General features: G+C 37.0%; 10 protein-coding genes. 5 read left to right on the top strand and 5 right to left on the bottom strand.

Annotated features, from left to right (window positions below; all coding sequences use genetic code 11):
- Positions 1 to 309, bottom strand: a 309-nt coding sequence (locus T323_RS0111780) for a transposase (protein WP_026673462.1), incomplete at its 3' end; no start/stop codon positions are given.
- A 363-nt stretch (positions 310 to 672) separates the two neighbouring features.
- Positions 673 to 1,443, bottom strand: a complete 771-nt coding sequence (locus T323_RS0111775) for a Cof-type HAD-IIB family hydrolase (RefSeq protein WP_035178513.1) — start codon at positions 1,441 to 1,443, stop codon at positions 673 to 675.
- 128 nt (positions 1,444 to 1,571) lie between these two features.
- Here T323_RS0111775 and T323_RS0111770 point away from each other — a divergent pair, with 128 nt between their 5' ends.
- The 3 genes from T323_RS0111770 to T323_RS0111760 are packed head-to-tail and all read left to right on the top strand — an operon-like array spanning position 1,572 to position 5,260.
- Positions 1,572 to 2,330: an ABC transporter ATP-binding protein gene (locus tag T323_RS0111770; RefSeq protein ID WP_026673460.1), complete on the top strand. Its 759-nt coding sequence runs from the start codon at positions 1,572 to 1,574 to the stop codon at positions 2,328 to 2,330.
- Positions 2,327 to 4,249, top strand: a complete 1,923-nt coding sequence (locus tag T323_RS0111765; RefSeq protein ID WP_026673459.1) for an ABC transporter permease — start codon at positions 2,327 to 2,329, stop codon at positions 4,247 to 4,249. The genes T323_RS0111770 and T323_RS0111765 overlap by 4 nt, the downstream gene beginning before the upstream one ends.
- Positions 4,250 to 5,260 carry a serine hydrolase domain-containing protein gene (locus T323_RS0111760; RefSeq protein ID WP_026673458.1) on the top strand — a complete coding sequence of 337 codons (1,011 nt, stop codon included), beginning with the start codon at positions 4,250 to 4,252 and terminating at the stop codon, positions 5,258 to 5,260.
- A gap of 67 nt (positions 5,261 to 5,327) precedes the next feature.
- On the opposite strand, the gene T323_RS27975 is transcribed toward T323_RS0111760, so the two are convergent.
- Positions 5,328 to 7,061, bottom strand: a complete 1,734-nt coding sequence (locus tag T323_RS27975; protein ID WP_026673457.1) for a methyl-accepting chemotaxis protein — start codon at positions 7,059 to 7,061, stop codon at positions 5,328 to 5,330.
- Positions 7,062 to 7,321: 260 nt separating this feature from the next.
- Between T323_RS27975 and T323_RS0111750 the strand changes: the two genes are divergently transcribed.
- Together T323_RS0111750 and T323_RS0111745 are read left to right on the top strand one after the other, a co-directional pair.
- Positions 7,322 to 7,876, top strand: coding sequence for a GNAT family N-acetyltransferase (locus T323_RS0111750; RefSeq protein ID WP_026673456.1), 555 nt, complete (start codon positions 7,322 to 7,324; stop codon positions 7,874 to 7,876).
- A 53-nt stretch (positions 7,877 to 7,929) separates the two neighbouring features.
- Positions 7,930 to 8,349: an SRPBCC family protein gene (locus T323_RS0111745; RefSeq protein WP_026673455.1), complete on the top strand. Its 420-nt coding sequence runs from the start codon at positions 7,930 to 7,932 to the stop codon at positions 8,347 to 8,349.
- 264 nt (positions 8,350 to 8,613) lie between these two features.
- Here T323_RS0111745 and T323_RS26610 read toward each other — a convergent pair whose 3' ends face one another.
- The gene (locus T323_RS26610) at positions 8,614 to 10,302 is read right to left on the bottom strand and encodes a methyl-accepting chemotaxis protein (protein ID WP_051556507.1); all 1,689 of its coding nucleotides are present in this window, start codon (positions 10,300 to 10,302) and stop codon (positions 8,614 to 8,616) included.
- 358 nt (positions 10,303 to 10,660) lie between these two features.
- Positions 10,661 to 11,497, bottom strand: a complete 837-nt coding sequence (proC, locus tag T323_RS0111735) for a pyrroline-5-carboxylate reductase (RefSeq protein ID WP_026673454.1) — start codon at positions 11,495 to 11,497, stop codon at positions 10,661 to 10,663.
- Positions 11,498 to 11,562 lie beyond the last annotated feature (65 nt).

Raw genomic sequence — 11,562 nt, 5'->3', positions numbered from 1 at the left:
TACAGCTATTTGAAATAATCTTTCTACCATCGTTGATGGTAATGTATTTACGCGTCTAGATACTTGAGAACCACTAATACTTGATAGTCCAAATAATTCTTGCGAATCTTTTCTAGCCCTAATTTCCTCTTCTATTTGAGTATACGATTCCCAATTTTGTAATTGAGAAGCGACACAAATTCTTAGTAAATTAGCTGTCGTTATTTTTTTAACTCCCCAATCTTGAAAGCTAGAACGGAATGAATCGAATGGTAATAGAGATAAACATTTACTTAGTGTAGATTGATTTGATACAATTTTGTTATCCATAAAATTCTCCTTATTGTAAAAGTCACGGATAACTTTGGCTTTGCTTTTACAATAGGAGAATTTTTTTTATTCGTCTAGTGTTTTCTTCAAATTTTCACTTTGTTAGTTGAAATGTAAAGCATAAAAATATAGTGATTCCACTGAGTGAAATGGAGCGAAAGCCACTCGACTCCTGCGGGAAAGAGAGGAGCGGCGAGACCCCACAGGCGTTAGCCGAGGAGGCTCGCCACCTCCCCGCGGAAAGCGAGTGGCTGTAGCGCAATGGAACGGATATGTTATTTGTGCTAACTAGAAGCTAGGTAAGAATTAAACCTGTGGATATATTTGCAACGCCAGTGAACACATGTCCGTAAGCTTAGGCAATTAAAAAAAGCGTTCTAATATTTTTGCCACACCGTCATGGTCATTTGTATCAGTTACTTCAGTTGCTATTTCTTTTACTTCCATCATCGCATTCCCCATGGCCACAGAGTACCCGCAACTTTGAAACAAGCCAACGTCATTATAATCATCGCCAAAACAAAGAGTATCTTCTAAGGAGATCTTTTGTTTTGTTAATAAATATTCGACAGCTGTCTCTTTGGAACACTGTCGTGCCATGATTTGCACTAATTGCCCAGAATCTGTCACGTGGATCGTAACTAGGTCCCTGTACTTTTCATGTAGCTTATTAGGGTACTGAAAATCTGTTACTAAAATTTTTGTGCAATCAAATGATGTAAAAGTAGAATAATCGATCACTGTTGGGTTTTGTTCTACTTTCATCAATGTCCGATAGTCTAGTGGTTTAGGAGAAAACCATTTATCTTGCACTTCAATACTGACATTGGCTTGTTCATCTATGGAAAGGATGTACTGGATGATAGCCTTTGCTAGTGGATTGGCAATGGAGACATGCTTTGTTTTCTTTGTATAAGGACAATGAAATAAAGCTCCATTATAAAAAATCAACGATCCTAATGATGCAAAATCAATGTTAAATCTAGTAAATCTTGGTGGCCTAGCTGTGGCGAAAAGAAGAGGAATTCCGCTAGCTTTCATTTTTTCCAAAGCTTGTTTTGTACGTTCTGTGACTGTTTTTTCTGACGTTAATAATGTACCGTCTAAATCAAAAACGATGGCTTTTGGTTGCAAGAATATCGCTCCCCTGCATTTTTCTTTATTATTGTCACTAACAATATCATGTTATTGAAGGGGATGGGAGGGTAAAAACGAAATTAATATAAACAAGTGTTTAAAAGGGAAAAATTAAGGGGTATGTCATGAAAATTGTTGAAGTTGAAAATGTGAGCAAAAGCTATCAATCTAAAAATAATGAAAAGACATATGAAGCGTTACGACATATTAGTTTTCATATTGAAAAAGGAGAATTTGTTGGCATAATGGGCTCATCTGGGTCTGGGAAGACAACATTGTTAAATGTACTTGGCAGTTTAGATAAACCGACGACAGGAACGATAAAAATCAACGACAAAGACGTTGTCTCATTAAAAAAAGGTGAGTTAGCTAAACATCGAGTAGAGAATATTGGCTTCATTTTTCAAGATTATAACTTATTAGAAACAATGACGTTAAAGGAAAATATCATTTTGCCATTAGCACTTCAAGAGCAAGATTCGGAAGTACTCGAAGAAAAGCTTAAACCACTTGTGAAAAAACTTGGGATAGAGGAAGTAGTAGATAAATATCCATATGAAGTATCTGGTGGTCAACAACAACGAGCAGCGGCATGTCGGGCATTAATTACAAGTCCAGCGATAATATTGGCAGATGAACCGACTGGCAACTTAGATTCAACATCGAGTGAAGATTTACTTTTGCTTTTACAAGAATTAAATGAACATTTTCAAGTTACCATTTTGATGGTCACACATGATGTCTTTGCTGCAAGCTATTGTGAAAGAATATTGTTTATTAAAGATGGTGTATTCATTGATGAAGTGAAGAAGCAGGATAATAATGAGAATTACATCACAATAATTATGAGCAAGATGAGGGTGCTTGGAGGAAAGTCATCATGAACTTACAACACCTAGCATGGCGGAACATGAAGCGAAATCGAGTGAAGTATGGGATGTATTTTTTCGCACTCACCTTTTGTATATTTACAAGTTATACTTTTTTTGCATTGCTTTTTAATGACGCTGTCGTCGAAGCATTTTTGCGGAATGATCGCTTCGCAGTTTTGCTCGGAAGTACGAGTATTATCGTTATTGTGTTTGTCTTGTTTTTTCTTATTCATTCAAATCATAGTTTTATGAAAGCAAGAAAAAAAGAAATTTCTACCTATGTATTATTTGGAATGACGGAGAAGAAAATAGCAACATTACTTATTTATGAAACAATGATAGTCGGTATACCAAGTTTAATGACCGGTATTATGATTGGGATATTGTTTTCAAAATTGGTTACATATTTAATCTTTTCACTTTCATTACCTCTTTATTCAAGTAGTCCAGCAGCTTTAATTGAATTAGAAGCAATTATACTAACCGTTCTTTTGTATATTGCTATTTATGTTGTTATTATAATCGCTAATTATTTATCGATTCGAAACGTAGAGTTAGTCGATTTATTTAAAGCAGAAAAAGTAGCCGAGGAGCGGTGGGAAGGTTCCATTTATGTGTTAGTATTTTCAATTCTAATCACTGCGGTTGGGTACGGTTTAGCTTTATTACCGAACTCTGATACGGTCGTTAATTTGATGATTTTGATTGTCCTTTTTGTGATTCAAGGTACGTTTTTCTTTTTTTGGAGTGGGGTAGCAAAAGTTATTTATTTAATAAAACGATGGAAGAAGAAGTATTATCAAGCCCCCAATTTAATAGCCGTATCATCTGCGTCCCACCAAATGAAATCAATGTCTTCTTTACTAGCTACCATTGCGATATTAACTACGGTAGCGACAACAGCAATGGCAACGGCCTATACACTTTATCAACAAATTGAAATTAACACATACAATAGTGTCGGCTATGACTTATTATATTTTGACAAAGATGAGGAAGTAAAACGAGAAATCGTAGAAACATTAAATCAACATGGACAAAGGGTGACTGAGGAAGTTTCATATGAACTTTACGAAGCCCCTGTTGCACTCGCTTATTTTTACGGTGATGTTCATGTATTTCCGTTAACGACATACAATCAAATTGTCACAAACTCTAAAAGTACCGCTGTTCCTATTGAATTAAAAAAAGGAGAAGTTCTTTTCGTAGATGCGTTATCTAACCAATCTATGAAAAAAGAGGGGACAAATGAAAAGGTACAAATTGAAGATTTTCATTTAATGGTAAAAGAAAAAGTCGTCTTCTCTTTTATGTCTGGTGGAGTAGATAGAGCGATCGTTGTTCAGGATGAACAGTTTCAGGATATGTATGAGCAAGAGGTGCTGTCACTAGTCGGTCATGTACAAGCGATGAACTATACAGATGCTTTACAGTCGGAGGACAGTTATAAAGAGGTGGCTTCGCTATTAACAGCAAAAAATGTCGAGTTTCGAACGATCTTTAGAGAATATCACGACGCCATTAATTTGTTTGGTCTTATATGTTTTATTGGGTTATTTATTAGCGCCATTGTTATTGTGATGACGGCGAGTTTGCTTTATTTTAAACAGATATTAGTAGCGGAAGAAGAAAAACATCAATATAAAATGCTAAGAAAAATAGGGTTGAATGACAAAATGGAAAGGAAAGTTTTAACAAAAAGAATAATACCTATTTATTTAATTCCCCTTGGCGTTGGCCTTATTCATAGCTTATTTGCAATGAAAGCAGCTGATACGATTATATTCTCAGCGATGATACCACAAGAAAATTCGTACTTTGTTGTACTCGCATTGTCAAGTGTGATGTATGCAATGTACATCATTGTATACGGAATGTTTTACTTTATCACAAAAGTGCATTATACAAAAATTATTAGAGGAGAGGGCTAAATGGACAAACGAAAAGTTGAACAATTGATAAGAGAATGGAATGTTCCAGGTGTAAGCATTGCAACAATAAATCAAAATGAAGTCAAACAAAAACACTACGGAGTACTAGAAGCGGACACAAGCTATGATGTTGGGGATACATCAATGTTCCATGCTTGTTCAATGAGTAAGTTAGTAACGGCTATTTTAGTGATGAAGTTAACTGAAGAAGGAGCATTCACTCTTGATGAAAATATAAATAACAAGCTAAAAAGCTGGAAAGTAAAAGACAGTCCTTTGATAGAGGAGCAACCAGTCACATTACGCTTGTTACTAAGTCACCAAGGCGGGATTATCGACCCAGATGGAAGTTTTTCAAATGGGACGATTGGTGAAAGCATGAGGATGCAGGAGCTATTAGATGGACAGACAGCTTTTTGTTCAGAAAAAATAGAGCCAAATGTTCAGCCAGGAAGTGAATTTCATTATTCAGATGCGGGTTATTGTATTGTTCAACAAGTCATTGAAGATGTATGTGACACTTCGTTTGAAGAAGTGATGAGAATGAAAATCTTTGAACCGCTCAATATGGATGAAAGTACTTATCGTGTGAGCGAGCATAACAAAACGGCTGCAAGTGGACATAACAAAAATGGGGTTGTTACAGCTAAATATACCCATTATCCATTTCCAGCAGCCTCAGGACTATGGACTACAAGCAGAGACTTAGCTCGTGTTCTTGTGGAGTTGTTTGAGAGCTTGGAAGGGAAAGGTAAGTTAGGTTTGACGAAAGAAGCGGTCGAACAGCTCCTAACAGGACAAGGAGGAAGAGAGTGGGCCGGACTTGGCTTGTTTTTAGAACGGAAAAACATGAAACTTCAAGCTAATTCATTTGGTTGGGGTGTGGGTTTTCAATCGATGATTCGCTTATATCCAAAAAACGCTACAGGGATTGTTATCATGACAAATATCGATTTAGGAGTGCACCAGTATGAGGGATTGATTGGGAGAGTGCTAGAATGTTGGGAGTAGAAGAGAAAGGTGAACACCCCGATAGAAGATTTGCAAATAGGGGTGTTCAGATGTTTATAGACAGACGTTATACTTTTAATCTTTCAGCTACTAGCTTTAATTCATTTACAATATCATGTAATTGAACACTAGATGTTGCGGATTTATCGACATTAGTGGAAAGTTCTTCAATAGAGGCAGTAATTTCTTCTGTTCCTGCAGCGTTTTCTTGGGCAATGGCGGATAGGTTTTGCATAATCTCAATTAATTCATTTTTCTTTGAATCCATTTCAATACCAGAATTGTTCAAGTCTTGAATGCTTTTCTCTATCGTTTCAACGGATAAAGAAATATGACTTAATGTATTATCAACATTTTTTACGTTTGTTGATTGATTAGAGATGATCGATTCTAGCCCATTCATTGTATTGACAGCTTCCGTAGACTTATGACCTAATTCATGGATGTCAGTCGTGATTTCTTCTGAAAATTGTTTCGATTGCTCTGCTAATTTTCTAATTTCATTGGCAACAACAGCAAATCCTTTTCCGTATTCTCCAGCTCTTGCTGCTTCAATGGAAGCATTTAGTGCGAGTAGATTTGTTTGTTCTGTAATGTCTAGTATGCCGACACTTGCCCGCTCAATTTTCTTTGCGCTTTCTGTGGACTGTTTTATCGTAGCCGCAACTTTTTTTACAGTTACCGTACTTTCATCATTTGATTGAATTAATTGTTTTGTTACTTGCTCTGCTTCTCTATTTTGTGCAATGATTTCAGTAATGAATTGATTGAGGTTCGTTAATTGAATTTGGTCTTTTTCAATAATTTGGCCAAGCATTTCAACTTGTTCGCTACCTCTTTCAGTATCTGTTGCCTGTGTTGAAGCCCCTTCGGCAATATCAGTAATCGCGGAAGACACTTCATTGGCTGCCGCTGAAGATTGTTTTGAGATTGTAAGGAATTCTTCTGTTGTTTCAAAGACAGCTTTTGTCGTTTTATCTAAGTATTCTAGCATTTCTTTTTGTTCAACTTGTAATGCGGCAATTGCTTGTCCAATGCGTCGATATAATCCACCTAACGACTGTAATTTTTCGATTTGGTCAGAAAGTGTAACATTTGACTGATTTACTGAAAGGGTAAGAAGATCACGGTTAATCGTTTTTGCAGACTTTAACTGAATATCGACCCCCACAACTCCTATTATTTTTCCTTTTGAAATCATAGGTGCGGCTACAGTTGTCATTAAAACATTTTGACCATTAATGTCAAAGAAGAAAGGGTCAATGACTGTAAGTTTTCCTTCTTTCATTGGTGTAGTGTAAAAAGTCTCGGCATGTAAGTCATCTAAAAAGCTTACGTCAATACCATTTCCATTACGTACGAGATAGGGGGACATTTGCCCGATTTGATTTCCGAATTGACCGATAGAATGGGTGTCGTTGTTATCAAAAGAATTTGGTTCCCAAGCGGCCCAAACTCCTAAATAATGGTCATTATCGTTTAAAAATGTTTGAAGATGATTAATGACGGTTTGTCTGCTATTTCCAGATTGAGAATTCATCGATTTCGTCATATTTCTAACTGTTTCAGCAGCATGTTCAATTAATATATAATCACTAAGCGCTGCTTTTTTAATCCCGTTATAAATGGTATCGAGATGTGTCGCTGATTGCTTATAATGAAAGAAAAGTCCGATAGAGATAATGAGAGATAAAACGGTTAGTGCGACACTAGCAAATGTGTTTGTAAAAAACAAACTCCCGATAATTGATAATATCAAAACTGCTATCATGGTAGTGACGAATATGTTGTTTGCTTTCATGTTGATCCTCCTATAGGTGTAGTGAAATGAATGAGTATTTATACCTATAACAGTGTACATCATTTTTTTAGAAAAGTAACGTATTTATTAAAGGGAATAATCATGGAAACATATGTATAAAGGATGATTTATAGGTTTTGAATTGATGAAAAAAGGGTAACGAGAAAATTCTTTGTTTTTCGATGTGATTATCAATAAATGATACATAAGTACTATTTTAAGTTTGATAGTAGAAAAAAATAGAGTAGGTGGAGATGCTAGTGTTTCCTATGTTACAAACAGAACGATTAGTATTAAGAGAAATCAACACAAGTGATAAGAAAGAGATATTTACTTGTTTTTCCAACTCGCAATTACTCCGCTTTTATGGCATGGAACAAATGAAGGCAGTAACAGATGCAGAACAACTGATTAATGCTTTTGCTTTTAACTTTAAAGAGAAAAAAGGAATACGGTGGGGAATAGAACTAAAGGAAACAAATCAGCTTATTGGTACGATTGGTTTTAATCTGTGGATGCCGAAGCATAAACGAGCAGAAGTTGGATATGAAATTCTTCCGCAATATTGGGGACAAGGGTATGCGAAAGAAGCGTTGCGAGAAGTCGTATATTATGGATTTGAGACAATGCAACTTTCTCGGATTGGAGCGGTTGTATTTATAGAAAACGACCGGTCGAATCATTTGCTAACAAAGTTTGGGTTTCAAAGAGAAGGTGTACTCCGCAATTATATGGTACAAAATAATCAATCTTTTGATACGTATGTATACTCGTTACTTAAGACAGAATGTAGAGAACCTAAAACAGGGCAATGAACCGAGAGTTGCAATTTGAATCGTAATGGATAAGATTTGATTGTAGAAAAGGAGTGAAGTTTGTGGAAGATATAAAAAAAACAATTACGTTACAAGCACCTATTGATAAAGTTTGGCAAACTGTAGCAACGGCAAAAGGAATTGAGTCTTGGTTTATGCCAAATGACTTTGAGGCAAAGGTTAGGCATGAATTTCACCTTCAATCACCATTTGGTCCGTCCCCGTGTAAAGTGATTGACCTTTCTGAACAACATCATCTTACATTTTCATGGGACACAGATGGCTGGATCGTCACTTTTGAACTGCGTGAAGTGTCAGAAGGAGAGACAGAATTTACATTACTTCATAGTGGATGGAAAGACGCTGTTGTCTCAAAAGCAAATGAAGATAGTACGGTTGTGCGGAAACGTATGAATCATGGTTGGGACGATATTGTTTATAATCGATTGCGTGCAGTGGTCGAAGGAAATTAAAAAAGCACGTACATATTTGAACATATGTACGTGCTTTATTGTTATATAGTATGGGGCAGAATCGTTACGGACACCTATTCCGTTAATTGTTATGTTTTGGCCCTTTTTGAAAATCTAACGGACATCTGTTCCGCTATTGGCGGAAAAATCAGGTTGAATAAGGATTTGAAAGCGAAATAACGGAACAGATGTCCGAACAAGCGCACGAAACTGCGTTTTTTTGTGAAATAGCGGAACGTGTGTCCGAAACTTCTTCTCCTTCAGTTACACATGGAAACGTCCGACTAGTTTTTGTAATTTTTCAGATGTCGTAGCAAGGTTTTTCGAAGAAGACGTAATTTCTTCAATTGAAGCTAGCTGTTCTTCTGAAGATGCAGCGACATTTTGCGTATCTGCAGCCGTTTCTTTCGATATTTCGGCAACTTCTTGGAAAGAGGTTGTCACTTGTTCGGTACCAGCAGACACTTGTTGAGTAGAAGCGGAAATTTCTTGAATTTGGGCGGTAACATCTTGGATCGCTTTTGCAATTGTTTCAAATGTCATACCTGCTTGATGAACAGCTTTAATTCCTGCTTCGACTTCATTTGTACCGTGCTCCATAAACACAACTGTTTCTGACGTATTTTTTTGGATGCGCTGAATCAATTCTGTAATTTGTGCAGCAGAGCTTTTTGATTCCTCTGCTAGTTTCCTCACTTCATCTGCAACAACGGCAAAGCCTTTTCCAGATTCGCCTGCACGTGCCGCTTCAATGGCGGCATTTAAAGCGAGGAGATTTGTTTGGTCAGCAATCCCTGTAATCACATTTGAAATTTGTCCTATTTCTTCAGTAAGCTCGTCTAATGCTTTTGTTTGCTGTTCTGCATTTTTTACTGTATCCTGGATTGTTTTCATTTGTTCAATTGACTGTTGGATCGTTTCCGTTCCTTGTTCAGCAGATTGGGTTGTTGAAATAGCAGATTCTGAGACCAAAGCGGCTGATTCAGCGATTCGCTGGATGCCAATGGATAATTCTCCCATCACAGAAGAACTAGCTTCTGTCATACTGTTTTGTTTTTCTGTTCCAGCTGAAATACTCTGAACGGATTCGGTAATTTGTTGTGTAGCCGTTGAGCTTTGTTCAGAGCTTGCAGATAACTGCTCAGCAGACGATGCGACTTCATCAGTCGTTGAACGGACTTCTGTAATTAAGCTTTGAATATTTGCTATCATGCCATTAAACGCGGTAGCTAATTGGCCAATTTCATCCTTACTCTTAACAGGCAGACGAACAGTTAAATCACCTTCGTTATTTGACAGCTCATTTAATCTTTCAACAACTTGTGTTAGTGGCTTTGTTGTTTTGATTGAAATGACATAGGCAATTATAATGCCAATAACAATTGCAGCAAGTAAAGAACCAATCCCAATCATCGTTTGTAATTGAATCATCGCTTCATCTTCCGCAACTCGGGTAGCCATAATTTCTTGTTGGATTTGTTTAAATTCTTCTAAACTTGTGCTAAAAACATTCCGTACATTTGCGTAATCCCCGTTAAAAATGGCAAGTGTTTGTTCTGGATTTTCTCCAGCTAAATTCATCATTTGCGTTTCTAATTCCACTAGTTCCTGATTATACGAATCCAATTTTTCAAAAATTGCTAAGGCGCGCGGGTCTTTAATAAGTGTAAGAACCTCATTTATATTTTCTTCAAGCTGGATTGCATAGGCATCATAACGCTGACGTTCTTCAACAGAGTTAGGGTCAATTATGATTCCGCGAATTGAATTAGTAAGGATTAAATCTTCATATTGAATTTCTTGAGCTAATTGCAGTTTTTTTACTTCGAGTTCGACCATGTTTTGGTATGAATGTGATACGGATTGAAGGGCAAATAAATTAGCTAGAAATGCAATAAGTGCAACAGCTAACACGGCACCAAACCCTACGAACAATTTATTGCGTATACTCATAATACTGTCTCTCCTTACATTGTTTTAATATAAAAATTATAAACATGTTATAGACAGCTTTGTAAGTGGGGGTTACTGGAAAAAAAGGTGGTGAACAGTTACGGACACCTATTCCGTTAATGTTAGATTATCGGTACTTTTTAAAAATCTAACGGACAACTGTTCCGCTATTAATTGGAAAATTAAGCTGAATAGGGCTTTGAAGTCAAAATAACGGAACAGGTGTCCAAACGAGTTGGAGAAACCGCCATTTTTCATCGAATAACGGAATAGATGTCCGTAACGGGTGGAGCGCACAGTAAGAAAAACCCCGCCAAAGTGTTCCCATCTCATTGGCAGAGGTTCTCGCTTCCAATCTTTAATTTTTTCCTTGAGCTAATGCTCTTGCATTTGTTGCTTTGACTGCTTCTTGAATAATATTTGCATAGCCTTTTTGCTCAAGTACTTCTAATCCAGCAGCTGTTGCTCCACCTGGCGAGGTGACTTGTTCTCGCAAATTGACAGGGTCGTTGCCGGCTTTTACCATGGCTGCACTTCCGTAGACCATTTGTGCGACAAGGGTGCGAGCTTTCTCTCTAGAAATGCCATATGTAATCGCTTCTTCTTCTAATGCTTCACAAAATTTATAAAAGAAAGCCGGAGCACTTCCAGTAATCGCAGTGAGTGAGTGAATTTGTTGTTCAGTACACTCTTCATACGCACCAATTCCATCTAACATCATTTCCAGTAATCGGCGTTCGTAGTCGCTAACCGCTTGACCATAGCAATAGATGGACATCGACTCTCCAACATCAGCGCTTGTATTTGGCATGACCCAAGCCACGGGTGTTCCCGTCGGTAGTTTATCTTCCAATATTGCTAACCCGATTCCAGCTGCAACGGTTACGATGAATTGGCCTTTTATATAAGGACTCATGTCATCTAACACAGCTGCATGTGCCTTTGGTGGACAAGCAAGTACAATAATATCAACGTCTGAAATGACCGTTTTCCAATCTGTTGTAATGGCTACGTTGTATGCCGCTTGCATTTTTTCTAACCTTGTAACATCAGACTGATTAGATAAAATGATTGTTTCAATAAACTCAGCTTTCTCTTTAAGTAAACCAGAAAAAATCGCTTCAGCCATTCTTCCTGCACCTATAAATAAAATCCTTTGTTTATCCATATTTCGCTCCTTTTTAGATGTCCTTATCCGTACTCTAACAAAAAAATGACGGCTAGAAAAGAAATACGTGGATAATTTCCCTCTTGATCGAA

This window comes from Alkalihalobacillus bogoriensis ATCC BAA-922, from assembly GCF_000621445.1.
Lineage (GTDB): Bacteria > Bacillota > Bacilli > Bacillales > Bacillaceae_F > Bacillus_AO > Bacillus_AO bogoriense.
Note: the sequence above shows the minus strand (reverse complement) of the source record. Positions and strands in the feature narration are given on the sequence as shown.

Excerpts from the sequence above, each read along its gene's own strand:
- T323_RS0111765 (WP_026673459.1), top strand. The coding sequence starts at position 2,327 with ATGAACTTACAACACCTAGCATGGCGGAACATGAAGCGAAATCGAGTG.
- T323_RS0111770 (WP_026673460.1), top strand. The coding sequence starts at position 1,572 with ATGAAAATTGTTGAAGTTGAAAATGTGAGCAAAAGCTATCAATCTAAA.
- T323_RS27975 (WP_026673457.1), bottom strand. The coding sequence starts at position 7,061 with ATGAAAGCAAACAACATATTCGTCACTACCATGATAGCAGTTTTGATA.
- T323_RS0111760 (WP_026673458.1), top strand. The coding sequence starts at position 4,250 with ATGGACAAACGAAAAGTTGAACAATTGATAAGAGAATGGAATGTTCCA.
- T323_RS26610 (WP_051556507.1), bottom strand. The coding sequence starts at position 10,302 with ATGAGTATACGCAATAAATTGTTCGTAGGGTTTGGTGCCGTGTTAGCT.